22 protein-coding genes are annotated in these 26,208 nt (G+C 72.6%); 11 read left to right on the plus strand and 11 right to left on the minus strand.

Annotation, left to right across the window (positions count from 1 at the left end):
- Nucleotides 1-205 precede the first annotated feature (205 nt).
- Nucleotides 206-1,048 carry a hypothetical protein gene (locus P3T35_RS08560; RefSeq protein WP_101383716.1) on the plus strand — a complete coding sequence of 281 codons (843 nt, stop codon included), beginning with the start codon at nt 206-208 and terminating at the stop codon, nt 1,046-1,048.
- A gap of 16 nt (nt 1,049-1,064) precedes the next feature.
- Here the strand turns inward: P3T35_RS08560 and P3T35_RS08565 are convergent, their stop codons facing one another.
- Nucleotides 1,065-1,736, minus strand: a complete 672-nt coding sequence (locus P3T35_RS08565) for an NAD(P)H-binding protein (protein WP_180356741.1) — start codon at nt 1,734-1,736, stop codon at nt 1,065-1,067.
- A gap of 281 nt (nt 1,737-2,017) precedes the next feature.
- Between P3T35_RS08565 and P3T35_RS08570 the strand changes: the two genes are divergently transcribed.
- On the plus strand, nt 2,018-4,477 hold the full coding sequence (locus P3T35_RS08570; protein WP_101383717.1) for a hypothetical protein: 2,460 nt from the start codon (nt 2,018-2,020) through the stop codon (nt 4,475-4,477).
- Nucleotides 4,478-4,601: 124 nt separating this feature from the next.
- Here P3T35_RS08570 and P3T35_RS08575 read toward each other — a convergent pair whose 3' ends face one another.
- Together P3T35_RS08575 and P3T35_RS08580 are read right to left on the minus strand one after the other, a co-directional pair.
- Entirely contained in the window at nt 4,602-5,348 is a 747-nt protein-coding gene (locus P3T35_RS08575) for an NAD(P)H-binding protein (RefSeq protein WP_101383718.1), read from the minus strand.
- Between the two features lie 212 nt (nt 5,349-5,560).
- The gene (locus P3T35_RS08580) at nt 5,561-6,949 is read right to left on the minus strand and encodes a S53 family peptidase (protein WP_101383719.1); all 1,389 of its coding nucleotides are present in this window, start codon (nt 6,947-6,949) and stop codon (nt 5,561-5,563) included.
- A gap of 445 nt (nt 6,950-7,394) precedes the next feature.
- Here P3T35_RS08580 and P3T35_RS08585 point away from each other — a divergent pair, with 445 nt between their 5' ends.
- Nucleotides 7,395-9,410: a hypothetical protein gene (locus P3T35_RS08585; RefSeq protein WP_101383720.1), complete on the plus strand. Its 2,016-nt coding sequence runs from the start codon at nt 7,395-7,397 to the stop codon at nt 9,408-9,410.
- 54 nt (nt 9,411-9,464) lie between these two features.
- Here P3T35_RS08585 and fabG read toward each other — a convergent pair whose 3' ends face one another.
- From fabG to P3T35_RS08600, 3 genes are read right to left on the minus strand one after another with little or no spacing between them, the layout of a single operon-like run.
- Nucleotides 9,465-10,223, minus strand: a complete 759-nt coding sequence (gene fabG, locus P3T35_RS08590; protein WP_101383721.1) for a 3-oxoacyl-ACP reductase FabG — start codon at nt 10,221-10,223, stop codon at nt 9,465-9,467.
- Between the two features lie 47 nt (nt 10,224-10,270).
- On the minus strand, nt 10,271-11,458 hold the full coding sequence (locus P3T35_RS08595; protein WP_101383722.1) for a thiolase family protein: 1,188 nt from the start codon (nt 11,456-11,458) through the stop codon (nt 10,271-10,273).
- A 16-nt stretch (nt 11,459-11,474) separates the two neighbouring features.
- Complete coding sequence (locus P3T35_RS08600) at nt 11,475-12,638, minus strand: acyl-CoA dehydrogenase family protein (RefSeq protein WP_101383723.1); 1,164 nt, start codon at nt 12,636-12,638, stop codon at nt 11,475-11,477.
- A 154-nt stretch (nt 12,639-12,792) separates the two neighbouring features.
- Here P3T35_RS08600 and P3T35_RS08605 point away from each other — a divergent pair, with 154 nt between their 5' ends.
- Both P3T35_RS08605 and P3T35_RS08610 read left to right on the plus strand, forming a co-directional pair.
- Nucleotides 12,793-13,422: a TetR/AcrR family transcriptional regulator gene (locus P3T35_RS08605; protein ID WP_101383724.1), complete on the plus strand. Its 630-nt coding sequence runs from the start codon at nt 12,793-12,795 to the stop codon at nt 13,420-13,422.
- A 24-nt stretch (nt 13,423-13,446) separates the two neighbouring features.
- Nucleotides 13,447-13,974, plus strand: coding sequence for a GNAT family N-acetyltransferase (locus P3T35_RS08610; RefSeq protein ID WP_101383725.1), 528 nt, complete (start codon nt 13,447-13,449; stop codon nt 13,972-13,974).
- Nucleotides 13,975-13,978: 4 nt separating this feature from the next.
- On the opposite strand, the gene P3T35_RS08615 is transcribed toward P3T35_RS08610, so the two are convergent.
- Both P3T35_RS08615 and P3T35_RS08620 read right to left on the minus strand, forming a co-directional pair.
- Entirely contained in the window at nt 13,979-15,235 is a 1,257-nt protein-coding gene (locus P3T35_RS08615; RefSeq protein ID WP_280704889.1) for a nitric oxide synthase oxygenase, read from the minus strand.
- 139 nt (nt 15,236-15,374) lie between these two features.
- Nucleotides 15,375-16,172 carry a TIGR03084 family metal-binding protein gene (locus P3T35_RS08620; RefSeq protein WP_101383726.1) on the minus strand — a complete coding sequence of 266 codons (798 nt, stop codon included), beginning with the start codon at nt 16,170-16,172 and terminating at the stop codon, nt 15,375-15,377.
- 216 nt (nt 16,173-16,388) lie between these two features.
- Here P3T35_RS08620 and P3T35_RS08625 point away from each other — a divergent pair, with 216 nt between their 5' ends.
- Both P3T35_RS08625 and P3T35_RS08630 read left to right on the plus strand, forming a co-directional pair.
- Nucleotides 16,389-17,153: an SDR family oxidoreductase gene (locus tag P3T35_RS08625; protein ID WP_101383727.1), complete on the plus strand. Its 765-nt coding sequence runs from the start codon at nt 16,389-16,391 to the stop codon at nt 17,151-17,153.
- Nucleotide 17,154: 1 nt separating this feature from the next.
- Entirely contained in the window at nt 17,155-18,234 is a 1,080-nt protein-coding gene (locus P3T35_RS08630) for an S-adenosylmethionine:tRNA ribosyltransferase-isomerase (RefSeq protein WP_101383728.1), read from the plus strand.
- Nucleotides 18,235-18,247: 13 nt separating this feature from the next.
- On the opposite strand, the gene P3T35_RS08635 is transcribed toward P3T35_RS08630, so the two are convergent.
- On the minus strand, nt 18,248-19,501 hold the full coding sequence (locus tag P3T35_RS08635) for a serine hydrolase domain-containing protein (RefSeq protein ID WP_280704890.1): 1,254 nt from the start codon (nt 19,499-19,501) through the stop codon (nt 18,248-18,250).
- 165 nt (nt 19,502-19,666) lie between these two features.
- On the opposite strand from P3T35_RS08635, the gene P3T35_RS08640 reads away from it, so the two are divergent.
- Nucleotides 19,667-20,824 (plus strand): methyltransferase, encoded by a 1,158-nt coding sequence (locus tag P3T35_RS08640; RefSeq protein WP_101383729.1) that lies wholly within the window; start codon nt 19,667-19,669, stop codon nt 20,822-20,824.
- Between the two features lie 287 nt (nt 20,825-21,111).
- Here P3T35_RS08640 and P3T35_RS08645 read toward each other — a convergent pair whose 3' ends face one another.
- A complete protein-coding gene (locus P3T35_RS08645; protein WP_101383730.1) occupies nt 21,112-21,963 on the minus strand; it encodes a LysR family transcriptional regulator in 852 nt (283 codons plus the stop codon).
- Between the two features lie 95 nt (nt 21,964-22,058).
- On the opposite strand from P3T35_RS08645, the gene P3T35_RS08650 reads away from it, so the two are divergent.
- Nucleotides 22,059-22,790, plus strand: coding sequence for an SDR family NAD(P)-dependent oxidoreductase (locus P3T35_RS08650; protein ID WP_101383731.1), 732 nt, complete (start codon nt 22,059-22,061; stop codon nt 22,788-22,790).
- Nucleotides 22,791-22,984: 194 nt separating this feature from the next.
- Here the strand turns inward: P3T35_RS08650 and P3T35_RS08655 are convergent, their stop codons facing one another.
- Nucleotides 22,985-23,749, minus strand: a complete 765-nt coding sequence (locus P3T35_RS08655; RefSeq protein WP_101383732.1) for a hypothetical protein — start codon at nt 23,747-23,749, stop codon at nt 22,985-22,987.
- Between the two features lie 249 nt (nt 23,750-23,998).
- On the opposite strand from P3T35_RS08655, the gene argC reads away from it, so the two are divergent.
- The gene (gene argC / locus P3T35_RS08660; protein WP_101383733.1) at nt 23,999-25,027 is read left to right on the plus strand and encodes an N-acetyl-gamma-glutamyl-phosphate reductase; all 1,029 of its coding nucleotides are present in this window, start codon (nt 23,999-24,001) and stop codon (nt 25,025-25,027) included.
- Nucleotides 25,024-26,190: a bifunctional glutamate N-acetyltransferase/amino-acid acetyltransferase ArgJ gene (gene argJ / locus P3T35_RS08665; protein ID WP_101383734.1), complete on the plus strand. Its 1,167-nt coding sequence runs from the start codon at nt 25,024-25,026 to the stop codon at nt 26,188-26,190. The genes argC and argJ overlap by 4 nt, the downstream gene beginning before the upstream one ends.
- Nucleotides 26,191-26,208 lie beyond the last annotated feature (18 nt).

A 26,208-nucleotide genomic window follows, 5' to 3' on the forward strand; every position in this document is an offset into this window, starting at 1 on the left:
GGCGCTGGCCCGTCCGAACGGTCGGGCCGGCGCTCAGTCAACCAGGCTGCCGGAAGCACGGATTCCGCACCCTGCCGTTTCACGCCACGGCCCTCCCGTTCGGTTTCGGCTCGGTCGGCGAGTGGTGTGCCGATTCGGTGTCATGTCCCTGCGGAAGGTGTTTCGGTGGTAGAGATGACGGAACGGATCGGTTGGGAGTAGCCGTATGAGCGTTCAGGACGAGGCATCAGGCCCGGAGAACGGGAACGGGCCCGGCGGCAAGGCGCGTTTCGACGACATCTACAACCAGGCAGATCCACGGGCGTACTTCACCCGGCTGGAGCCGCTCGGATACGAGATCCCGCAGCACGCCCAACCGGTGTTCCGCCGGGCGGCGGAGCTGCGCAACAGCGTCGGCGACGGCGGCGGGCGACGGCCGGCGGTACTGGACGTGTGCTGCTCGTACGGCATCAACGCCGCGCTGCTCAACCACGACCTGACCATGGCCGAGCTCTACGAGCACTACACCAGCCGCCGCGCGCAGCAGCTGTCGACGGTCGAACTCGCCGCCTGGGACAAGGAGTTCTACGAGGAGCGGCGGCGCCCGGACGCCTACCCGGTGATCGGCCTGGACATCGCGGCCCGCGCGGTGCGCTACGCCCAGGCCGTCGGCCTCCTGGACGTAGCCTGCACCGACAACCTCGAACTGCAACCGCCCGGCCCCCGATTGAGCGTCGCACTGGCCGACGTCGGCCTGATCACCATGACCGGCGGCGGCAGCTACATCACCGAGCGGACCTTCGACGCACTGCTGAGCGGGGCCGGGCGCCCGGTGTGGGTCAGCGCGTTCTGGCTGCGCACCGTCCCGTTCGCATCGATCGCCGAAACCCTCGCCGCCCACGGCCTGCGCACCACGGCCGACACCGCCCGGACGTATCCGCAGCGCCGGTTCACCGATGAGCGCGAACAGCGGTACGCCGTCGCCGCGGTCCGGGCACTGGGGGAGGACCCGTCGGGCCTGGAGGAGGCGGGACTCTTCCAGACGGTGCTGTACGAGTCCCGCCCCTGAGGCCGGTTCCCGCGTACTACCCGTGTGCCACCGCGACCAGCGCGCGGTGGTGCCGGGGCGCCTGCGCCTCGTCCACCAAGGCGACCGCCAGGTCGGCGTAGCGGAACAGCGGGGCGTCGGCGGGCAGCTCCAACAGGCCCGTCCCGCCGGTGCGGTAGCGGCCGGTGCGCTCGCCGTCCGCGTCCAGGAAGGTGGGCGGCGGGGCCAGCACCACCCAGTCCAGGGCCTCAGGGGCCTGCTGCCAGACGGTCAGTTCGGCGGCGTGGCCGATCGAGAAGCCCCGGTGCTCGGGCGGGAACCCCTCGGTGTCGTGCAACGGCACGCCCGGCGCCGCCTCCAGCGCCGTCCCGATGCCGACCGCCACCAGCCGGCGCACCCCGGAGTCGGCCAACCCGGCGGCGAGGGATCGCGCGGCGGCCGGGAAGAACTCGTCCGCCGGGACGTCATAGCTGCCGGCCGCGCTGATCACCGCGTCGTGACCGGCGGTCAGCGCCGTCACCGAGGCCCGGTCGGTCACATCGCCCGCCACCACCGTCACCCCGTCGGCCGTCAGCTCCGGGTACTTGGCAGGGCTCCGGACCACCGCCGTCACCTCATGCCCGCGGCGCGCCGCCTCCGCGACGGCCCAGCGCCCGGCCCGTCCGCCCGCTCCGAACACCGCGATCCTTCGTACCGTGACCCCGCTCATGACGCGCTCCTCGCTGCTTGTGTGAGTTCCAGCGCGTCGAACGCTAGGGCGGGACCCCTTGGTTACTTCAAGGGTACCGAGGCCGCCGACGGGCTCGCCGGGGCCGGGCAGTGCACGAGGCGCCTGGAACCCTGGTGCGCACACCCCTTAAGGTGGCGCAAAAGGGGGCGCGGCCGCGAGGGCCGTGGCCCGGTGGACCGAGGCGCCCTGGGTGGCGGGCGGGGTGGTGACCGGCGTTGGCGGACAGTGGATCGACCGTTGGAACTGCTGGGACTGCTGGGGTGCCGACCGACGTCGTGGTACCGACCGCTCCGAACGGCGCGGTGCCACCGTTGCCACCACTGCCACCACTGGTGCCGGGCATGCCGGGCATGCCGGTGATCGAGGACGCCGTGCCCGAGGAGTACCGGGCCCTGGCGGACGCGAAGGCGGCGGCCCTGGCCGCCGGACTGCCATGGGGTGAGGAACAGGAGGCCGAGGCCGTCCGCCGGGCGGCGGGAGCGGGTGCTGCCGGGCCGACCGGTGCGCCGCAGGCCACGGCGGTGCTGCGCGCGGTACCGCAGGCGCGGGCCACGGCGGTGCTGCGTGCGGTGCCGAGTGAGGCCGTGCCGGGCGCTGGTACCCCGTCTGCGGGCGGGCCCGGCTCGACAGGTGGCGACGCGTCAGCGGGCGAGGCCGCTGCACCGGCGACCGAGGCGGTGCCCACGGAGGCGCCCGCGACCGGCGCGGCCGGGCACGATGCCGCCGGCACGCCGGGCGGCTCGGGCGAGGCCGGCCCGGTCGGGGAACCCGCGGTCTCCACGGGCTGGACCACCGACGTGCTGCTGGCCGACGTCGCCGCGCTGGCCAGGGCGCAGGCCGAGGCCGTGGCCACGGCCGGTGGGGCCGGGCGGTCGGTGGTCGGTGGCGGCCTGCGCGGGCGGATCCTCGCGGTCGAGGGCGGCTACGGAAGTCGGCGCGGCTGGGGCCGAGGCGGCTCGGGCGGTCAGGCGCCGGTGCTCTCCGCGATGCTGGCGGCCGTCGCGCCGCAGATCCTGCTCGCCGCCGACGCCGTGGACGCCGTCCACCTGCCCTCGGCCAGCGACCCGCAGACGGTCTTCGCCCACCTGCGCGCCGCCGCCCGCCACCCGGGCCCGCTCCTGGTGCACCTCGGCGGCCACCTGGTCGCCGACAAGCGCGGCGGCGGGCTGTATCTGACGCTGCGTGACTCAAAGACCGGTACCGTCCGGACCGACGGGTTGGCCTGGTCGGCGATCGTCGGCGAGCTGCGCGCCCGTCCCACGGACTGGGACACCCTGGTGATCGCGGACCTCAGTGCCGAGCAGGCCGCCTGGCCGCTGGTGCAGAGCCCGCAGTTCACCGAAGGCGTGCCGCTCTGGGCCGTGGTCGCGCCCGACCCGGAGCAGATCGGCACCTTCACCCGGGCGCTGATCGAGTGCCTGCACGGCGGTCGGCCGGGAGCCGGCCCTGTCCTGGCGCCGGAGCACCTCCGTGCCCAGGTGCACTCGGTGCTCCGGCCGGATGCGCTGGTGCTGGCCGCCTATCCGCCGGAGCGGCCGGTCTTCAAGAACACGGCTCGCCAGCAGGGGGCGCCGACGACTGGGCCGGCGGTTGCCGCGCCTGTGTCTGCGGCTGGTTCGGTTGCTGCGCCTGCTGCTGCGGTGCAGGTGGTGGGAGGGGCCGACGCTGCTTCGACGACCGGCGCGGCCGGCGGTGCGGTGGTTGAGGCGAGCGGTACCGTGCCGCCGCAGCGGACTCCCGGACCCAGGGGCCCGGTCTCGCTGCTCAAGCCCGGCGTGCCTGAGACGGTGCGGACGACGCGGCCGGTGTCGCTGCTCAAGGGTGGGGACGGACTGTCGACCGTGGACCTCCCGACCGAGCAAGTGCTTGGTCAGCAGGCTGCCGCAGAGTCCGAGTCCGAGTCCGACTCCGCGGCGGGCAGCGGGGAGGGTGTGTCGCTGGCAAAGCCGGCGCTTGATCAGCAGCAGGCCCAGGACCCCGACCAGCAGCCCGAGCACGCCGCCGAGGCCGCCCACCAGCCCGAGCCCGCCTCCCACGCCGAGGCTGCCCGCGAACCCGCCACCGATGCCGCGCCCGCCCAGGCCGCGGAGCCGGCACCGCCCGCAGCACCGGCACCGCCCGCAGCAACCGACCCACTGCCTGCGGCAGCCGCCGTACCGCCTGCAACCGACGCACTGCCGGCGGCAGCCGCCGTACCGCCTGCGGCAGCCGCCGCAGCGCCCGCAGCAACCGACGCGCCGGCCGCAGACCCCGGCGCACCGCCCGCGGAAACCGAAGCCCCGCCGGCCGACTACCGCGAGGCGCTCGGTCGGATCGTCGCGATGGCCGAGGCGAGCGACCACAATCAGGCGGTGGAGCTCGCGCTGGTCCTGGAGCAGCAAGCGGTGGCCACGCACGGCCCGATCGCCCCTCCCGTCCTGATGATCCGCCAAGTCCTCGCCCACCTGGCCCGGTTGGCAGGCGATCTGGTGGGAGCGGCGGAGCTGTACCGAGAGGTCGCCATGGTGCTGCTGGTCGCCGACGGGCCTGAGGCTCAGGAGACCCAGCAGGTGACGACCAACGCCGAGGCCTGCTGGCGGGCCATCAGCGACCCTGCGGTGGCACTCGAACTGGCACCAAGGATCCTGGAGTTGCGCGCGAAGATCCCCGGCGCGGACGGTCGCAAGCTCCGCTCGACCGAGCGCTACGCGGCGAAGCTGACCCAACAGGCAGGCGCATGACGGCAGTCCCGCGCACTCCCGGGTAACGCCGGTGCACAGGGCGGTGGTTGCCGGCTACCGCCCAGCACCGCGCCACGCCCGCCCTCACAGCCGCGCTGCCAGGGGCGGGCGTGCCGTCGAAACGTCAACTCCGGCTGCGCAGCCGCTCCGTCAGGTACTGCTCGAACGTGACCTCGCCCACCGCGCGGTCCGGCGTCAGCAGTCCGCCGGAGCGGATGCGGCGATAAGCCGTCCCGGCCAGCGGCACGTTCAGCACGCCGCGCCGGCGCCCGGTCACCCGCAGGTAGCTGCGGGCCAGCTCCGACAGCGTGAGCACCTCGGGGCCGCCCATGTCCGGAACCCTCCCCGCAGGGTTGCCGGTTGCCAGCTCGGTCAGGCGGGCAGCAACTTCGGACACCTCGATCGGCTGGTCGGTCACTCCCGCCGGGAGCAGCATGACCGGCAGCTTGGCGAAGGTCTCCAGGACCTGCCGGACCAGATCGTGGAACTGCGTCGTGCGCAGGGTGGTCCAGCCGAGCCCGGACTCCTCGATGAGCTTCTCGACGGCGAGCTTGGTCCGGTAGTAGCCGAGCGGCACTTGGTCGATGCCGACGATCGAGATGTACACCAGGTGCCGCACCCCGGCAGCGCGGGCGGCGTCGATCAGATGGCGGGCCGCCTGCTCGTCACCGCCGCGAGGTGAGGTGGCGCAGTGCACGATCGTGTCCACGCCCGCGACGGCCTCGGCCAGCCCGGTCCCCTCGCGCAGGTCCACGGCGTAGGGCTGGGAGTGCCGGCTCAGCACCCGCACGTCGTGCCCGTCCGTGCGCAGCCGCTCGGTGACGAGCCGGCCGAGCGTGCCGGTGCCGCCGGTCACCAGGATCGTGGTCATCGCAGTCGTCGTCCCTTCGAGTGGGCCCGCTCCACTGCGGAGCGAAGGTTCCCCTGGACACCGGACCGACGAGCCACGGTAGGTGTGACATGCCCGGGCGCATGCGAAAGGGCACTCGCGGCGTGTCGCCGCGAGTGCCCCTGGTCGCCGTGGCGGTTGCCCGGTCGGCGGTCGCTCAGAAACCGCTGCCCGGACGGCTACCGCTCAGTGGCTCAGCGCCCCGCGAGCATGTGGACGAACTTGGCGGCGTCCACCGTGCCCAGGCCGGAGGCCAGGTCGTAGCCCTTGGTGGCCTGGTAGCCCTGGACGTTGTTCCAGCCGTTGTCACCGGTGGTCACGTCGGTGATGCCGCTCCAGTCGGAGGGCAGCATCGACATGCCGTAGAGCCGCCAGTTGATCTGGCCCAGGCGGTGGCCCGCGGCCTGGTCGGCGAGGGCGACCACACCGGAGAAGAGCGGCGACGCCTCGCTGGTGCCGCCGGTCAGGTGCCAGCCGGCCTGGGCCGGGACGTAGGACTCGTAGGTCCACGCGGCGCCGTCGACCGCGGCGCTCATGCTGATGTCCGGGGTGCCGCGGTGCTGGCCGACCACGTTGGCCACGCCCGCCTGGTACCACGGCCGGTCGAAGACGGCCGAGACGCCACCGCCGCCGGCACCGTACGCGTCGTGCCAGACCTTGTCGGCCGCGGTGCGGTTGCCGTTGTTGTCCAGGGTCATCTGGGTGCCGCCGACGCTGGTGACCAGCGGGTCGGCGGACGGCCAGGAGTTGACCTTGTACGGGTACAGGTTGTTGTTGTTGTCCGAGTCGGTCACGCCGTTGTCGCCGGAGGAGGCGAGCACCGTCACGTTGTGCGCGGCGGCGTCCTTGAACGCGTAGCGCAGGTCGGTGAGCGACTTGTAGTCGCCCTTGTCGAAGCCCGGGAAGGTGTTCTCGGTGGCGCCGAAGCTCTGCGTGATGACGTCGCCGATGCCCTTGTCGACCATGGACTTCTCGGCGTCCATCATCTCCGGCAGGCCGGTGACGCCCTCGGTCTCGGCGACCGCGGTCTCGACCAGGACGATGTGAGCGTCCGGGGCGATCGCGTGGGCGTACTCGACGTCGAGGGTGGTCTCGCCGGCCCAGCTGGTCATGTCAGCGTTGGTCGGGTCGAAGGCGGGCACGTTGCCCCACTTGACGACGTCGACGTTGGTGTCCTGGATGCCCCACTGCTTGTCGAAGGTCTCCAGGTCGTGCTGGATCGTCGGGGAGCCGTAGGAGTCCACGATGACGATCGTCCGGCCCTTGCCGGTGATGCCCTGCTTGTACAGCGGGTTCAGGTCATACGCGGCGCGGTACTGCAGCGGCGAGTAGCAGTGGATGCCGATCTGGGCCACGCAGTCGCTGGTGCTGAGCGGCGCGGGGCGCGCCGTCGCGTTGATCTTGCCTTCGGACGCGGGGTGCAGCTTGAACGCCACGTGCGGGAAGCTCGTGGCCGCGGCCGCTGCCGCGCTCTGGGCGCTGACCAGGCCCGTGGTCAGAGCGGTGGCCCCGACGGCGAGCATGGCCATGGCCTTGGTGCTCAGGGAGCGTCGGGAGCCCGCGGTGGCGGGGGAGGTGCCCATGGAACTCCTTTTGGATGGAGGGTCGGGCCGACGCTGGGTCGGCCCCGGTATCCCATCGTGTGGAGAGCTGATGAAGCTATAGTCATTTCGGACCCTTGACATGACGGGTGAACACGCCGGAAAAATCCGAAGAAATGTTCACCGTTTCCCCGGCGGTCCAGGCCACCTCCGGTCAATGCCCGGTCCTGCCCCCGTCAATCAGGCTGACGGATCGTCAAGTGACAGCAAAGTCAGGCCGGATCGCGTTGTCGTCCGCCCGCTGAGCGGACAACCGGACCTGCTGACCGGTGCACTGGTGCCGACCAGGGGTGCCATCGGCGGCAGTCCGAGGAACGACCGGTGAACTCTGCCGCGTCCCACTCCCGGGCCCTCGAACGGCCGTGCAGGATCTCCGCTGTCCCGCGCGGTCCTCCGGCGCGGGCCCGACTTCGGGAGGATCTCGCCCATGCCGCACCGCCGTACCGCGACAGCCGCCGCCATCGCGGTCACCACCCTCGCCGCCCTCACCTGCACCGCCGGCCCGGCGTTCGCCGACTCCGACGGCCGGGGCCACGGCCACCACCACGGCCCGGTCAGCTACACCGTCGGCACCCCGGTGGTGGACAAGGTCAAGGGCGGTCCGTGGACCCTCGCCCAGGGCGACCCGACCGCCGGCGCCACCGTCACGGTCAACGGCGTGACCTACCCGAACACCGCGGTGGACCCGGGTGCCGGCGGCGTCCCGGCGGCCAGCGGCGTCACCGGCACCCCAGGCCCGCTGCCCGGCTACTGCGCCAGCGGCGGCCCGACCCCGGAGACCGGCGCGGTGCTGCGCCAGCCCAAGGGCAGCGTGCTGCCGATGCAGCCCTACTACTTCCCCTTCGTCACCAGCGAGGACGGCGGCCGGACCCTCAGCGGCCTGTTCGACTACCGCCCCAAGGACGGTGACGAGGCGGTCGTCGCCGCCACCTCCACCGACCACGGCCGCACCTGGCGCTACCAGGGCGAGGCGCTGGAGCAGAACGCCGGCCTGTGCCCGGACGGCAACACCAACGACGACGGCCAGGGTCACGCCTTCGTGCTGACCGTGCCGGACTACAACGGCACCGGCCACCGCGGCCAGGTGCTCTACACCCTCTCCCGCCCCTCCGGCGACACCCCGGGCACCAACCTGATCGTGCACCACCTCACCCCGAAGGACGGCAACCCGCTGGCCGGCCTGCCCGCCGCCGAGCCGGTCGGCATGGGCGGCAGCACCACCGCCACCGCCGCGGTCACCGTGCCGGCCGGGCCGGGCGGCGACGGCGTCACCATCACCGTGGCCAACACCGCCGCCTTCGAGCAGCCGGGCCACTTCACCGTGGACGGCGTGACGGTGGACTGCAACGACAACAACGCCACCGCCACCGCCTTCACCGGCTGCACCACCCGCACCCCGGGCGGCGTGGCCGTCAAGGCCGGCGACGCGGTGACCGCCGACAGCGTGATCCCGGCGACCGCCCAGCAGACCTCGGGCCTGGTCTCGCCGGACGGCATCATCAGCACCGTCCCGAACTACCCGGGCGCGCCCAAGGGCAGCGTCGCGGTGCTCTACACCGAGAAGATCGTCAACTACTTCACCCCGACCAGCACCACGGCCGCCGTGACGCTGCCCGCCGCCACCCTCCCGGTCGGCGGCACCACGGCGCTCAAGCCCGCCGCCGGCGGTTCGGTCACCGTGAGCCTGGGCACCGCGAACGGCATCGTGCAGGTCAGCTGCACCGGCGCCGACGCCACCGACCTGACCGGCTGCACCGGCGGCACCGGCACCGTGGCCAAGGGCAGCGACGTGGGCGCGCCCGGCGCGGCGGTCGCCCCGTACACCCAACTCGCCAAGATCGGCGAGGGCAAGAACAAGCCCAAGACGCTCTTCGGCAACAACGAGGACTACACCGTGGTCCGTGCCGCCTACACCACCGACGGCCTGCACTTCACCGACCTGGGCCAGGTCAGCGGCCTGGGCGACCCCACCAGCAACAGCGACTCGGTGCTGCGCTGGATCGGCTCGCGCGGCACCGTGATCACCAACCCGGACGGCTCCTACGGCCTCTTCCTGTCCGGCGCGTACGCCTCGGACGGCGACAGCGACGCGTTCAACCAGATCTTCTACGCGTCCTCCAAGGACGGGCAGCACTGGTCCGCGCCGCAGAAGCTGATCGGCACCGACTACACCTTCTCGGCGCTGGCCCAGCAGGCCACCTCGGGCGGCCAGTTGGGCATCTCCGGCTACTACAGCGGCCGGGTCTACGACCCGACCGTGGTGCGGAACGACAACGGCACCCTGACCATGCTGTTCGCCGGCTACTCGACCCCGAAGCCGCTGCCGACCACCGGTTCGACCTACGGCACCGACCCGGCGAACCAGTACACGGTGCCGGCCGCCCAGCCGGCCGAGTACCGCACCATCCTGAGCGTCACCCTGAAGCCGCAGTTCAACGGCTGACGGTCGGCCAGCGGGTGGGGCGGCGGGGCACCCGCCGCCCCACCCGCTGGTCCGTCAGCGGGCGCCGCCGTTCACGTACAGCGTCTGGCCGCTGACGTACGAGGCCTCGTCACTCGCCAGGAACGCCACCACCGAGGCGATCTCCTCCGGCTGCCCCGCACGGCGCAGCGGAGTGCGGGCGGCGACCTCGGCCTGGTGCTCCTCGGGAGTGGCCCCCACTCGCTCGGCGGTCGCCTCGGTCATCGAGGTGACGATGTAACCGGGCGCCACCGCGTTGACGTTGACGTTGAACGGGCCCAACTCGATCGCCAGCGTGGCGGTCAGCCCCTGGATGCCGGCCTTGGCGGCGGCGTAGTTGGCCTGGCCCCGGTTGCCGAGCGCGGACCGCGAGCTCAGCGAGACGATCTTGCCGTACTTCTGCGCGACCAGGTACTTCTGCGCAACGTGGCTGCAGTTGTAGGCGCTGGTGAGGTTGACCGACAGCACCAGGTCCCAGTCGGCCTTGGGCATCTTGAAGAACAGGTTGTCCCGGGTGATGCCGGCGTTGTTGACCAGGATGTGCAGGCCGCCCAACTCCTCGTGCAGCCGGGCGAAGACGGCCTCGACCGCGTCGTAGTCGGAGACGTCGCAGCCGTAGGCGCGTGCGGTGCCGCCCTTGGCGGTGATCTCGTCGACGGTGCCCTGGGCGCGCTCGGCGGTCAGGTCGACCACGGCGATCGTGGCCCCCTCCTCGGCCAGCCGCCGCGCGGTGGCCGCCCCGATGCCCTGGGCGGCGCCGGTGACGACCGCGACCTTGCCGGTGAAACGTGCCATTGGTGATGCTCCCTGTCAGGTAGTCGGATCGGCGGGTAGTCGGATCGTCAGTCGTTGGCGACCAGCACGGCCGTGCCCTGGCCGACGCCGACGCACATGGTGGCCACGCCGCGGCGGGCGCCGGTGCGGCGCATCCGGTGCAGCAGGGTGGTGAGGATCCGGGCGCCCGAGCCGCCCAGCGGGTGGCCGAGCGCGATCGCGCCGCCGGTCGGGTTGACCAGCTCCGGGTCGATCTCCAACTGATCCATGCAGGCCAGCGCTTGGGCCGCGAACGCCTCGTTGAACTCCGCCTCGCCGAGGTCGGCCAGAGACCAGCCGGCCCGCTCCAGCACCTTGCGGGTGGCCGGCACCGGCCCGATCCCCATCACATCCGGGTGCACGCCGGCCGAGGCGCCCGCGACATAGCGGCCCAGCGGCTCCAGCCCCAGCTCGTGCAGGGCGGCCTCGCTGACCAGCAGCAGCCCGGCCGCGCCGTCGTTCATCGGGGAGGCGTTGCCGGCGGTCACCGTGCCGCCCTTGCGGAACACCGGCTTGAGCGCGGCGAGCCGCTCCAGGCTGGTGTCCTCGCGGATCGACTCGTCCTGGTCGACCGTCACCCCGTCGGGGCGGACCACCGGGAACAGTTCGGCGTCGAAGTGCCCGTCCTTGCGGGCGGCCGCGGCCCGCTGGTGGCTGCGCAGCGCGAAGGCGTCCTGCCGCTCGCGGGTGATCCCGTAGCGCGCGGCCACCTCCTCGGCGGTCTCACCCATGCTGAGCACGCCGTGCAGGTCGGCCATCCGGGGGTTGGTGAGCCGCCAGCCGAGCCGGGTGTCGAAGGTCTGCATGGCGTGCGGCAGCGCCTCGTCCGGGCGCGGCAGCACGAACGGCGCCCGGGTCATCGACTCGCAGCCGCCGGCCAGCACGATGTCCGCCTCACCGGCGGCAATGGTCCGGGCGGCGGTGGTGACCGCCTCCAGGCCGGAGGCGCAGAGCCGGTTCACGGTGGCACCGGGCACGCTCTCCGGCAGGCCGGCCAGCAGCACCGCCATCCGGGCGGCATTGCGGTTGTCCTCACCGGCCTGGTTGGCGGCACCCCAGTAGACGTCGTCGATGCGGGCCGGGTCGAGGTTCGGCACGTCGGTCAGCAGCTGCCGGATCACGGCGGCTGACAGGTCGTCGGGCCGGACGGTGGCCAGCGCGCCGCGCAGCCTGCCGATGGGTGTGCGGCGGGCGGCCGCGAAGTAGACGGGACGCACGTGGATTGGCTCCGTTCTAGAACGCGTTGATGTTGGTGAGCGAGCGGCCGATCAGCAGCTTGTGCACCTGACTGGTGCCCTCGTAGAGGGTCATGACGCGGGCGTCGCGCAGCAGCTTGCCGACCGGGTACTCGTCGATGAAGCCGTAGCCGCCGAAGACCTGCAGCGCGTTGTTGGCGCAGCGCACGGCCGCCTCGCTGGCATAGAGCTTCGCCACCGAGGACTCGGTGGCGAACGGCAGGCCGCGCTCGATGTGGTCGGCGACCCGCCAGGTGAGCAGCCGGGCCGCGTCGAGGTCGACGGCGATGTCGGAGAGCAGCTCCTGCACCAGCTGGTGGGAGGCGATCGGCTTGCCGAACTGCTCGCGCTCGGTGGCGTAGCGCACGGCGGCGTCCAACGACGCCTGGATGATCCCGACGCAGCCGGCCGCCACCGACATCCGGCCCTTGGCGAGGGCCGCCATCGCCACCGTGAAGCCCTTGCCCTCCGCGCCGAGCCGCGCGCTGTCCGGCACCCGGACACCGTCCAGGCTGAGCTCCGCCGTGGCCTGGCCGCGCAGCCCGAGCTTGCCGTGGATCTCACGGCGTTCGAAGCCGGGCGTGTCGGTCGGGACCAGGAACGCGGTGACGCCCTTGTGGCCCTGCTGGTCCGGGTCGCTGCCGCCGGTGCGGGCGAACACCAGCGCGACATCGGCCCAGGTGCCGTTGGTGATGAACATCTTGGCGCCGCTGATCAGCCAGTCCTCGCCGGCCCGGACCGCCTTGGTGGTCAGGTTCCCGGCGTCCGAGCCGGTGCCGGGCTCGGTGAGCGCGAAGCAGGCCAGCGCCTCGCCGGAGCAGAGCTTGGGCAGCCAGTGCCGCTTCTGCTCCTCGGTGCCGTAGCCGTTGACGGACTTGGCGACCAGGCCGAGCGAGACGCTGACGATGCCGCGCACGGCCGAGTCGCCGCGGCCCAGCTCCTCCAGGACCAGGCAGTACGCCAGGTGGTCGCCGCCGCTGCCGCCGTACTCCTCGGGGATGGTCAGGCCGAGGAAGCCCAGCTTGCCGAGCTTGCCGATGATCGCCCGGTCCACCGACTCGGCGCGGTCCCACTCGGCGGCGAACGGCGCGATCTCGCGGTCGGTGAACTCGGCGGCGAGGGTGCGGACGGCCGCCTGCTCCTCGGAGAGCTCCAGGTTCATCGGCACTCCCTCTCTCGGTCTTTCTCGGTCCGAAGGCCGGCCTTTAAACTAGCGGTGCAAGTTTTTTCTCGACTCTAGTCCGCCCGGGCCATGCCTGGGAAGGGGCAACCTGCGAGAATGCCTGATCCGCCACCCGACCGGAGGAGAACCGTTCATGGCCCGCCCGCGCACCCCGCTGCTCAGCCGCGAGCGGATCGTCACCGCCGCGCTGGCGGTGGTGGACGCCGAGGGCCTGGAGGCGCTCTCCACCCGGCGGCTGGCCACCGAACTCTCCGTCAGCGGCCCCTCGCTCTACAACCACTTCGCCACCAAGGACGACCTGCTCGACGCGGTCGCCGACAGCGTGATGGGTGAAGTCGACTTGTCGATGTTCGAGTCCGACGCCGACTGGCAGACGGCCCTGCGCGACTGGGCCAGGTCCTACCGCGCCGCGCTCGCCGCCCACCCCCACGTGGTACCGGTCCTCGCTCAGGGCCCCGGCCGGCGGCCCAACGCGCTGCGCCTGGCCGACGCCGTCTTCGGCTGCCTGGTCGCCGCCGGCTGGCCACGCGGGCAGGCCACCCGGATCGGCGCGCTGATGCGGTACTTCGTGACCGGCTCGGCGCTGGGGTCGTTCGCCTCCGGCTTCCCCGAGGACGCCACCCTCTACGCCGCCGAGTACCCGCACCTCGCCGAGGCGCACCGCCTGGCCGAACACCGGGCGGCGGTGGACGAGGGCGCCTTCGAGCTGGGGCTGGAGTCCCTGCTCGCGGGGCTTGCGGGACGGTACCCGGGGGCGGGCTGACCGGCTCTCGGGCATGCTGGGGCGATGACTCAACTGATATATCCGACACCGTGGTTGCGGACATCGTTCGTGGCAGCCGTGGCGGAGTTCCGCGCCGACCGGGCGAATCCGCCGTCCTGGTTCGTCGAGAACATCGAGCCGGCGGCGCTCACCGACCCGGTCGCGTTCAATCGCTATGTCGCACGGGTGTTGGCGGAACGGGACGAGCAGATCGCTCGACCTGAGGGGATCGTGCCGATGACCACGCTCTGGTGGGCTGACGGTGACGACTTCGTCGGCCGCCTGGCGATCAGGCACTGGCTCACTCCGACGCTGGAGAAGGTGGGTGGCCACATCGGATACGACGTACGGCCGAGTGTGCGCCGCCGCGGGCATGCGACGGCGATGCTGGCGGCCGCCCTGCCGCTGGCCGCGGCGCTCGGCATCGACCGGGCGCTGCTGATGTGCGACGCGACCAACACCGGCTCGCGCCGGGCGATCGAGCGCAACGGCGGGGAGTTGATCGACCAGGTCGATGCCAAGCTGCGGTTCTGGGTGCCGACGGCGGGCTGAGGGCTCACCACGGTGTGCGGGAGACGAAGGCCGGGCGGAGGGTGGGGTCGGCCGGGTCGTAGTAGCGGTGGAAGACCGGGGTGAGGCCGCCCGACAGTGGGGGTACGATCCAGGTCCAGTCGGCCGGGGTGGGCCTGCCGAGACGTTTCTCCTGGGCGACGTGCCGCAGGAACCGCTGCGACTCGGTGTGGTGGTCGGCCATCGTGACCCCGGCCTCCTCGAAGGAGTGCAGCACCGCGAGGTTCAGCTCCACCAGCGCCCGGTCGCGCCACAGCGTGCGGTCGCTGGAGGTGTCCAGGCCGAGCCGTTCGGCGATGGTGCCGAGCAGGTCGTAGCGGTCGGCGTCGGCCAGGTTGCGGGCGCCGATCTCGGTGCCCATGTACCAGCCGTTGAACGGGGCGGCCGGGTAGCGGATGCCACCGATCTCCAGGGTGAGGTCGCTGATCGCGGGCACCGCGTACCAGCGCAGGCCGAGGTCCGCGAACCAGGCGTGGTCGGGGTGGCTGAGCGGCACCTCCAGGGTGGTGTCGTCCGGCAGTTCGTACCAGCGCGGCGCATCGCCCGCCCGCTCCTGGACCAGCAGCGGCAGCACGTCGAAGCTGCCGTCGCCGCGCTTCCAGCCCAGATCGGCGGCGCGGGCGGCGAGTTGGCCCCCGGCGGGGTCGCCGATCCAGCCGCCGCCGGGCCGGGGATGGCCGGCGTAGCGCACCAGCTGGGCGTTGAGGATCCGCGGCGCCGGGCGGCCGGGGCGGTCGGGGGCGAAGACGCTGATCACCGGGCGGATCCGGCCGCCGTTGCCCGCCAGGCGCAGGTGCTCGAAGCAGTGCGCGGCGAGGTCGTCGGCGCTGCCGCACTCCCGCAGGTCGCGGACCACCAGGCTGCGCCAGTACAGCCGGCCGATGCAGCGCGCCGAGTTGCGCCAGGCCAGCCGGGCACCGAAGGACAGCTCCTGCGGGGTGTGCCGGTAGGTTCCGGTGCGCTCGATCTCGTCCAGCACCTGGCGCACCCTGGGCGCGGGGTCGGTGGCGCCGGGGTGTTCGGCGTGGAACTGCCGCAGGAAGGCGGCGGCCTGGGCGGGATCGGTGAACGGCTCGGTGAACGGCTCGGTGAACGGCTCGGTGCGTGGGGTGGTCGCCCGAGCGGGTTCGGATGCGGCGGTGCCGTGGCCGAACGGGCAGCCGGCGGGGTGCGGGGTGGTCGGCGCGGGGGCCGGGGAGACGCGAGTGGTGGTGCTGCGGGCGCGAAACCGGCTGAGTATCAAGGCGAAGTCCTTTCCGCCCGCTATGCAAGCGCCTGCTCAGCGGGGGAGTGGAGACTCAGCGAATCCCGCCCGGGGGTGCGGCGCCACGGGGTACGCTGACGGGCTCCCCGCGCTCGCGTCCCGCGCTCGCGTCCCGCGCTCACGCCCCGCGCGGTGCGCGCCCTTCGCCGGGCGGTCCGGCGAAGACCTGGGCGATCGGCAGCCAGGCCGTGGCCATCGCCCCGGTCGCCTCCAGCGCCACATCGTCGCGGTGCCGCCGCTGGGTCACCAGCAGGCAGAAGTCCAGCGCCGGGCCCGTTATCCGGTCGGCCGCGTCCTCCGGCCCCCACGTCCACACCTCTCCCGCAGGGCCGGTCAGTTCGACCCGCGTCGGCCGGCCGGGCACGGCCAACCCGTGCGCCGAGAACGCGAACCCCATGGTCCGCACCCCGAGATGCGCGATGTTCCGCAGCCGAGCCGTCGGGGTCCGCTTGACGCCCAGGGCGTCGGCCACGTCCTCGGCGTGCGCCCAGGTCTCCATGATCCGTGCCGTGGCCATCGAGGTGGCCTTCATCGGCGGGCCGAACCAGGGCAGCCTGGCGCCGGCCGGCACCTCGCCGAGCCCCGCCAGCACCTGGGCTCGCCCGTCCCGCCAGCCGGCCAGCAGACGATCGGGCGGCAGCGCGGCGCCGGCTGCCGCACCCTCGTCGACCAGGCTCTCGAACTCATCTGCCCCCGAAAGGAGTTCGGCCGCCGCAGCATGGAAGACGTCCGGGTCGTGCACGGCCCGCAGCGTCCACTCATCGGTCCAGGCCAGGTGGGCGACCTGATGCGCGATCGTCCAACCCGGCGACGGGGTCGCCGTCCGCCACCCTGCGGCATCGAGTCCGGCGACCAGTGAATCCAGCTCGGCGCCCTCGTCGCGCAAGTCGGCCAGGATCGCCGCTGCCTCGCCCATCGTGCCTCCGCCTCCGCCGCTCGGTTGACGCACTGCCGGGTTCCACTGTGCCGGGCCCATCCGCTGCGGCGCCAGAACCGTGCGGTGACTCCCTTGCGACCCGGGTCCGGTGGCCTAGGTCGAACGTCCCCGACCGGCCGCCCTAGGCCCAATGGCCGCCCCGACCGGAACTCCCGCCCGATCCGCTGATGCCGGGCGCGGAGGGACAGTTCAGGTATGAACCCGAGCCTGAACAGCACCACCGCCCCCGCCCGCCAGGTCGCGGTCATCACCGGAGCCTCCCGCGGGCTCGGTCTGGCCCTCGCGCAGGCACTCGCCGCGGACGGCTGGAAGCTGGTGGTCACCGCCCGCAACCCGGTCGAACTCGCCGCCGCCGCCGACACCCTGCGCGAGCTGACCACCGTCGTCGCGCTGCCCGGCACCGTGGTCGACGACGACCACCGCGCCCACCTCGCACACGCGGCCGCCGAACTCGGCGGCGCCACGCTGCTGGTCAACAACGCCTCCACGCTTGCCGGTTACGACCTCGACGGCGGCCCGATGCCCATCCTTGCCGAGTTTCCGCTGCCCGGTCTGCTGGAGACCTTCGAGGTCAATGTGCTCAGCCCGATCGCGCTCACCCAGCTGCTGCTACCCCAACTGCGCGAGCGGGAGGGCGTGGTGATCAACCTCAGCTCCGACGCCGCCGTCGAGCACTACCTGCGGTGGGGTGGCTACGGCGCGGCCAAGGCGGCCCTGGACCACGCCTCCGGCACGCTGGCCCGGGAGGAGCCGCAGGTGCGCGTGTGGTCGGTCGACCCCGGCGAGATGCGCACCCGGCTCTACCAGGAGGCCGCCCCCGGCGAGGACCTCTCCGGGATGCCCCTACCCGAATCCGTGGTGCCCGCGTTCCGCGCCCTGCTGCGTGACCGGCCCGAGTCGGGCCGCTACCGGGCAGCCGAGCTGCTCACCACCGTTGCCGCCGGCGTGGTGGGGGCCTGAGATGGCGTCACCGTCGCTGGAGACCGGGTTCGACTTCACCGTTCCGCCCGAACTCTCCGCCCACGCCCCGGCCGAGGCCCGCGGGTTGGCGCGGGACGGCGTGCGGCTCCTGGTCGGGCGCGGCGGCTCGACCGAAGGCCAACCGACCGCCGAGCACCGGGTCTTCACCGAGCTGCCCCAAGTGCTGTGCCCGGGCGACCTCCTGGTGGTCAACAACTCGGCCACCGTGCCCGCCGCCCTGCCGGTCCGGCTGCCCGACGGTCGGCCCGTCGCCCTGCACCTCTCCTCCGCCGACCCCGATCCGCGCGGCGCCCACCTGGTGGAGCTGCGCCGGCCGACCGCATCAGGTGCCCCCGCCTACCTGCCACCCGAGCAGAATCCCGCCCGCCCCGGCCTGCGACTGACCCTGCCGGCGGGCGGCGAGGCCGAGTTGACCGCACCGTTCACCGCGCGGCTGTGGTACGCGCGGCTCACCCTGCCCGGCCCGGTGGCCGGCTACCTCACCCGCCATGGCAAGCCGATCCGCTACAGCTACGTGGACCGGGACTGGCCGCTCACCGCCTACCAGACCGCCTTCGCCGCCGAGCCCGGCAGCAGCGAAATGCCCAGCGCGGCCCGGCCGTTCACACCCGAGCTGGTCAGCGCCCTGGTGGCGCGCGGCATCCTGCTGGCACCGATCACCCTGCACACCGGCGTCGCCTCCCCGGAGGTGCACGAGGCGCCGTACCCGGAGCGCTTCCGGGTGCCGGCGGCCACGGCCCGGCTGGTCGAGCACGTCCGGGGTGAGGGCGGGCGGGTGATCGCGGTCGGCACCACGGCGGTGCGCGCGCTGGAGTCGGCCGTCGGCGCGGACGGCCGGGTGCGGGCGGCCGACGGCTGGACCGACCTGGTGATCACCCCCGCACGAGGCGTACGGGCCGTCGACGGACTGCTGACCGGCTGGCACGAGCCGCGCGCCTCACACCTGTTGATGCTCCAGGCGATCGCCGGCCGGCCCCTGCTCGAACTCTGCTACCGCGAGGCCCTCGATCGCCGCTACCTCTGGCACGAGTTCGGCGACGTCAACCTGCTGCTGCCGTGAGCCGGGGCCGACCCTAGTCCTCCAACCCCTGTTCCTCCAGGGCCTGGTAGGCGCTCACCCAGAAGTCCCGGCAGACCGGCGGCGCCACGGGCGAGGTCCAGAGCCGCTGGGTGAGCAGCACGCCGGCCACACCCCGCACCGGATCCACCGCCCAGGAGGTGCCCAGGCCGCCGTCCCAGCCGAACTGGCCGACCGGGCGACCGAGTTCGGTTGCCCTGGTCACCACGGCCCCACCCAGACCCCATCCGTGCGTCGCGAAGAACCCGGGAATCAGTTCGGGACCATCGGTCTGACGACTCATCAGATCACTGCTCGTCTGGTCGCTCATCATCAGCTCGACCGCTGTCCTGGAGAGGATCCGGCGGCCGCCGTACCGGCCGCCGGCCAGCAGCATGCGGCTGAACGCGAGGAAGTCGTCCGCCGTGGAGACCAGGCCGGCGGCACCGCTCTGGAACTTCGGGGGAGTCGACCACTCGCCGCCGTCCGCCTCGTCGAACACGCTCAGCCCGCTGCCGTTCTCCGGATCCTGCCAGTAGGCGGTGGTGAACCGGTCGAGCTGGTCGGCGGGAACGGCGAACCCGGTGTCCGTCATGCCCAGCGGGTCGAACAGCCGCTCCTGGAGGAACCGTTCGAACGGCTGGCCGCTAGCCCGGGCGATCAGCACCCCGAGCACATCGCTGCCGGTGTTGTAGAGCCAGCGCTCGCCCGGCTGGTGGATCAGCGGCAGCGTGCCGAGCCGGGCCAGCCAGTCGTCCGGCTCGGGGAACGAGGCGGGCCGGGGCACGCCCTGCCCGAGTTCGAGAACCTCCATCGTCTGCTGGATCGGGGAGCTGTCGGGCGGGGCCGGCAGGATCCCGATGCCCATCCGGAAGGTCAGCAGGTCGCGCACCGTGATCGGGCGCTCGGCCGGGACCGTGTCGTCCAGCGGGCCGTCCGGGCGGCGCAGCACCCGGCGGTGGGCCAGCTCGGGCAGCAGCTCGTCCACCGGGTCGTCCAGCCGCAACCGGCACTCCTCAAGCAGGATCAGGGTGGCGGCGGCGGTGATCGGCTTGGTCATCGAGGCGACCCGGAAGATCGTGTCGCGCCCGACCGGCCCGCCGCGCAGCGAACGCTTGCCGAGCGCCTCCACGTGGACCTGGTCACCGTGTGCGACCAGGGCGACCAGACCGGGCACCCCGCCCCGCTCCACATGGCCGGCCAGGGTGTCGTGCAGCCCGGTCAACCGCTCCTTGTCGAATCCCATGCCGTGTCCCATGCCGTGTCCCATGCCGTGCTCCGCTCGCTCAGCTCGACCTGCTCCCGGTGACGGCCGTCCGGCCTCGGCACGATCCTCGCAGGAAACCCCGACAAAACCGGGCAACCACGGCCTGCCCGGCCGGCGTCGACGGCACCGGCGCGGCGCCGGGCCGGGAGCGGATAGCCTGGGCGCACGATGAACTGCTTCACCACGTCATGGGGCGACCACCAGCTCACCCGCTTCCCCGAGAACCCGCGCGAGCAACTGCGCGCCTGGGACGCCGCCGACGAGTACCTGCTGCGCCACCTGCACGGCGACGCCGACGCCCCGCCGGTGCCACTGGACGGCAGCGTGGTGGTGCTCGGCGACCGCTGGGGCGCCCTGGCGACGGCGCTGGCCGGAGTCGCCGAGGTGACGCAGATCAGCGACTCCTACCTCGGACGTGAGGCGACCCGCGCCAATCTGGCCCGCAACGGCGTTGCCGCCGACGCGGTGCGCCTGCTGACCAGCGTCGAAGCGCCGCCGGAGCGGATCGACGTGCTGCTGGTCCGGGTGCCCAAGAGCCTGGCCTTCCTGGAGGACCAGCTGCACCGGCTGGCACCCGCGCTGCACGCCGGGAGCGTGGTGATCGGTACGGGCATGGTCACCGAGATCCACACGTCGACGCTCCAGCTGTTCGAGCAGATCATCGGGCCGACCCGCACCTCGCTGGCGGCGAAGAAGGCGCGGCTGATCTTCAGCACCCCCCAGCGGCTGTCGGCCCCCGACAACCCCTGGCCGCTGCGCTACCAGCTCCCCGACGGCATCGGCGTGCTCTCCGGCCGGACCGTCACCAACCACGCCGGCGTCTTCTGCGCCGACCGGCTCGACATCGGCACCCGGTTCTTCCTGCAGCACCTGCCGGAACGCCAGGGGCCGGTGCACGTGGTCGACCTGGGCTGCGGCAACGGGGTGGTCGGTACGGCCGCCGCCCTGGCCAACCCGGCCGCCGAGGTCACCTTCATCGACGAGTCCTACCAGGCCGTCGCCTCCGCCGAGGCCACCTTCCGCGAGAACGCCGGCCCGGACGCCCGCGCCGAGTTCCTCGCCGGCGACGCCCTGGCGGCCGTCCCGCCCGGCTCGGTCGACCTGGTGCTGAACAACCCGCCGTTCCACTCCCACCAGGCCACCACCGACGCCACCGCCTGGCGCATGTTCACCGGCGCCCGCCGGGCGCTGCGCCCGGGCGGCGAGCTCTGGGTGGTCGGCAACCGCCACCTCGGCTACCACGTCAAGCTCCGCCGCCTCTTCGGCAACTGCCACACCGTGGCGGGCAACCCCAAGTTCGCGGTCCTGCGCGCCGTCAAGCGCTGACGAGCGGCGTCAAGCGCTGACCTGCGCCGCCATGCGCTGACCTGCGCCGCCATGCGCCGACCTGCACCGCCATGCGCTGACCTGCACCGTCAAGCGCTGACGCACCCTGGCGACCGGCCCGAGTCCAGGCCACCGGCTAACTGACCGAAACCGTCTGTCACTAGACGTGTGAGACTGAGCGGCCGAGTTGGCCCGTGAGCGTCAGGGTTGGCCCGCCTGAGCGTCGCAGTTGGCCCGTGCTGCTGAGCCGGGCCACGACAGGTGGAACCTGGCCAGGCAGGCTGGAGCTACCGGAGACGGGTCGCAGTCCGGACGAGGTCGGCGACGGCTCTGGACCGGCTGTGCGGGGGCCAGGCGATGACGGTGGTGACTGCCGGCGCGTCCAGCACGGGCACGGCGGCGAGGTCACCGTGCAGTTGGGCTCGGCACGACTCCGGTGAGACCGCGCAGGCCCGGCCGAGCGCGACGAGCTGCAGCAACTGCGCGTGGTCGCGGACCTGCGGGCCGGGGCCGGGCGGGTAGGTGCCGTCGGGGTCGGGCCAGCGTGGCAGAGGCAGGCCAGGCAGGCCGGTGATGTCGGCCATGTGCACATGGGTCCGGACGGTGAGCGGATGCCCGGCCGGCAGGACCACCACCTGGCCCTCCGTGGCGAGCTCCTCGCTGTGGAACCCGGCCGTCGAGTCGAACGGCCGGTGCAGCAGCGCCACGTCGGCCCGGCCCTCGCGCAGGAGTCGTTCCTGCTCGGCCGGGCCGCACAGGATGACGTCGACGGGGACCGCGCCGGGCTCGGCGGCGTACGCGTCGAGCAGTTTCGCCAGCAGTTCGCTGGACGCGCTGGCCTTGGTGACCAGGACCAGGCCGGCACGGCCGGGCGCGGGCAGGGCGGCGCGACGGGTCCGGCGCTCGGCGGCGTCGACCGCGTCGAGGGCCGCCCGGCCCTCGACCAACAGCACCGAGCCGGCCTCAGTCAGCGTGACGGTGCGGCTGGTCCGGTCCAGCAGCGCGGCCCCGAGCCGGCGTTCGAGCTGCTGGATGGCCCGCGACAAGGGCGGCTGCGCGATCCCGAGTCGCTGCGCTGCGCGCCCGAAGTGCAGCTCTTCAGCGACGGCGACGAAATACCGCAGTTCCCGGGTCTCCATGCGGCCACGCTACCCCGGATCAATACCCTGACGGTATCGTTGACCATCCGATCGGTCTTGGACCCCGGGCGGCGTCCGAGGGCAGCATGGTCCCCATGAGCGAACGAACGATTGCGCTGGTCACCGGCGCGAACAAGGGAATCGGCTACGAGATCGCCGCGGGCCTGGGCGCCCTTGGCTGGCGCGTCGGCGTCGGGGCCCGCGACGAGCAGCGCCGCAAGGTCGCGGTGGAGCAACTGCGCGCGGCCGGCGTGGACGCCTTCGGTGTACCGCTGGACGTGACCGACGACGCGAGCGCGACAGCCGCCGCACGGCTCATCGAGGAGCAGGCCGGGCGCCTCGACGTGCTCGTCAACAACGCAGCCATCACCGGCGGCATGCCGCAGGAGCCCACCCGGGTCGATCCCGCCACCATCCGCACGGTCGTGGAGACCAACGTGATCGGCGTCATCCGCGTCACCAACGCGATGCTGCCGATGCTGCGCCGCTCCGCCTCGCCGCGGATCGTGAACATGTCCAGCAGTGTCGGCTCCCTCACCCGGCAGTCAGGAACAGCCGCAGAGCTGACGACGGGTCCGGTGGCTGCGGCGTACGCGCCGTCGAAGACCTTCCTGAACGCCGTCACCCTCCAGTACGCCCGGGAGTTGAGCGGCACGAACATCCTGATCAACGCCGGCTGCCCCGGCTACGTCGCGACCGACCTCAACGGCTTCCGCGGCGTGCGCACCCCCGAACAAGGCGCGGCGATCGCCATCAAACTCGCGACCCTGCCCGACGACGGCCCGACCGGCAAGTTCTTCGAGGACGCCGGCGAAGTGCCCTGGTGAAGTGCACAGAGGTCATCACCCGCCGGGGTGGGGCAGCTTCGCTCGCGCATCTCGAAAGCTCGCGTATCGGTAACTGTCGCAGGAGAGAGCGGGAGGCCAGCTTCCGAACTCGGTGTCAACTCAGGCTCGGGTGACGGACGGCCCTCCGTCGATCTCGCGCACCAGTCGGTCCGCGTACTCGCTGAGGAGCCGCTTCAGCGCGGTGTAGTGCAGTCCGGTGCCCGGGTGCTCGAACCGATGCCAGAGTGTGGAGCCCGGCAGGCTGCCCATTCGCTCCGGGTGTGCTCGGGCTGAGCTTGTTCGATCGGCCGGGGAGCGAAGATGTGCTCTCCGCCGGTAACGCGGGTCCAGACGGAGATGGAAGCGACCTGGCGCTTCCGGTCATCGAGGATCGGCTGCTTCCCTGGGGCTTCGGGCAGCAGGGTGGCCAGCGCTCGCCATGTCTGCTGGGGCAGAGCCCAGTCCTTCAGCGCGTCTCGTCGTCGCGGGTAGTCGGCGAGGTGGCCGGCGGTTTCCCGAAGGTGCCCGGCCGCCTCGACCACGGCTGCGCGGAACTCCATGGGTGCGTCCTTGGAGCCGGTCCAGAAGCGGTCGTCGACAATGCCGGTGGGCAGCTTGTCCGGTGGGATCCCGAGGAGTTCGGCGGCTTCCCGGTCGGTGCAAGCGCGGTCAGCGGCGGCAGCGCGAGCCCGTGCGAGTTCGCGGGCCCGCTCGGTCTTCTGCTTGGCGGTCATCCGGGTCGGCCAGGCCGCGACCGACGTCCGCGCTGCGACCAACTTCAGTAGCACGGGCAGCAGTTCACCATCATCACGCGGCTTGAGCCCGGTGCGAGCCGCCTCGCCCGGCACCTCGCGAACGCGTGCGTCGGAGAAGGCCGGGATGTCGTCCCCGTCCGGCAGGCCGTTCCAGCGCAGAGGATGCCAGTGCCCGTTGCGCTCGGGGCAAGCCGATACCTCCATGCCCCCAGCACGGCCCGCCTGTGCAGCCCCCTGCGCGACTTCACGCAAAGACCCTGCAGGTAGAGGGTGTGATCACTACCCTGCGGGCCAACTGCCGCGCTCAGCGGGGCCAACCCTGACGCTCGCGGGCCAACTCGGCCGCTCGGTCACACCCGACGTGACCGTGATCGGCTATGCATACGCTTGCATGAATGTTCCGCAGTGCGTATATTCATGCCACGTCGTCGTGGTCCAGGGAGGATGGCAGTCATGGCCTTGCGAGTCGCCGTAGCCGGGGCGAGCGGGTATGCGGGCGGTGAGGTGCTGCGTCTGCTGCTGGGGCACCCGGAGGTCGAGATCGGGGCGCTGACCGGCGACTCCAACGCGGGCAAGCGGCTGGGGGAGGTGCAGCCGCATCTGCTGCCGTTGGCGGACCGGGTGCTGGAGCCGACCACGCCCGAGGTGCTGGCCGGGCACGATGTCGTCTTCCTGGGGCTGCCGCACGGGAAGTCGGCGGCCGTGGCCGAGGCGCTCGGCGAGGATGTGCTGATCGTCGACTGCGGCGCGGACTTCCGCCTCAAGGACGCGGCCGACTGGGAGCGGTTCTACGGCTCCGCGCACGCCGGGACGTGGCCGTACGGCCTGCCGGAGCTGCCGGGCCACCGGGCCGCGCTCAACGGCACCAAGCGGATCGCCGTGCCGGGCTGCTACCCGACCGCCGTCACGCTCGCGCTCTTCCCGGCCTACGCGGCTCGGCTCGCCGAGCCGGAGGCGGTGATCGTGGCGGCCAGTGGCACCTCGGGCGCCGGCAAGGCGATCAAGACCCACCTGCTCGGCAGCGAGGTGATGGGCTCGGTCAGCCCGTACGGCGTCGGCGGCGTGCACCGGCACACCCCGGAGATGTCGCAGAACCTCAGCCCGGTCGCCGGGGAACCGGTGACCATCTCCTTCACCCCGACCCTGGCGCCGATGTCCCGCGGCATCCTGGCCACTTGCAGCGCCAAGGCCAGGCCGGGCGTGACGGCGGGCGACCTGCGGGCCGCCTACGAATCCGCCTACGCCGACGAGCGGTTCGTCCACCTGCTGCCCGAACTCCAGTGGCCGCAGACCAAGTCGGTCTTCGGATCCAACAGCGCACTGGTCCAGGTGATCCTGGACGAGCACGCCGGCCGGATCATCGCGATCAGCGCGATCGACAACCTGGTCAAGGGCACCGCCGGCGGCGCGGTGCAGAGCATGAACATCGCCCTGGGCCTGCCCGAGGAGCTGGGCCTTCCTGTGAACGGAGTCGCACCATGAGCAGCAGCAACCTCGGCGTCACGGCGGCCAAGGGCTTCCGCGCGGCCGGTGTGACGGCCGGCATCAAGGCCTCCGGCACCCCGGACCTGGCCCTGGTGGTCAACGACGGGCCGTCGCTGGCGGCGGCCGGCGTCTTCACCTCCAACCGGGTCAAGGCAGCGCCGGTGCTCTGGTCCCAGCAAGTGCTCAAGGGCGGCCAGTTGGCGGCGGTGATCCTCAACTCCGGTGGTGCCAACGCCTGCACCGGGCCGGGCGGCTTCCAGGACACCCACGCCACCGCCGAGCGGGTCGGTGCCGAACTCGGCGTCAGCGCGGGCGAGGTGGCCGTCTGCTCGACCGGCCTGATCGGCGAGCGCCTCCCGATGGACATCCTGCTGCCCGGCGTCGATCTTGCCGTCAAGCAGCTCGGCGAGACCGGCGGCGAGGCGGCCGCGATCGCCATCAAGACCACCGACACGGTGCACAAGACCGCCCAGGTCGCCGTCGGCGGCTGGACGGTGGGCGGCATGGCCAAGGGCGCCGGGATGCTGGCTCCGGGGCTGGCCACCATGCTGGTCGTGCTGACCACCGACGCGGCCGTGGACGGCGCCGAGTTGGACCGGGCGCTGCGCGCCGCCACCCGCACCACCTTCGACCGGGTCGACTCCGACGGCTGCATGTCCACCAACGACACGGTGCTGCTGCTGGCCTCCGGCGCCTCCGGCATCACCCCGGAACCGGCCGAGTTCGCCGACGCGGTGCAGCAGGTGTGCGCCGATCTGGCCCGCCAGCTGATCGGCGACGCCGAGGGCGCAAGCAAGGACATCCGGATCGACGTCACCGACGCCGCCACCGAGGACGAGGCGGTCGAGGTGGGCCGCACCATCGCCCGCAACAACCTGCTCAAGTGCGCCATCCACGGCGAAGACCCCAACTGGGGGCGGGTGTTGGCCGCGATCGGCACCACCGGTGCCGCCTTCGACCCCGACCGGCTGGACGTCGCGATCAACGGCGTCTGGGTCTGCCGTGGCGGCGCGGTCGGTGAGGACCGGTCGCTGGTCGACATGACGGACCGTCAGGTCGTCATCACCGCCCGGCTGAACGCCGGCCAGGCGGCGGCCACCGTGTGGACCAACGACCTGACCGCCGACTACGTGCACGAGAACAGCGCCTACTCCACCTGACCCCGGGGGAACCCACCG

This window comes from Kitasatospora sp. GP30, assembly GCF_029892145.1.
Lineage (GTDB): Bacteria > Actinomycetota > Actinomycetes > Streptomycetales > Streptomycetaceae > Kitasatospora > Kitasatospora acidiphila.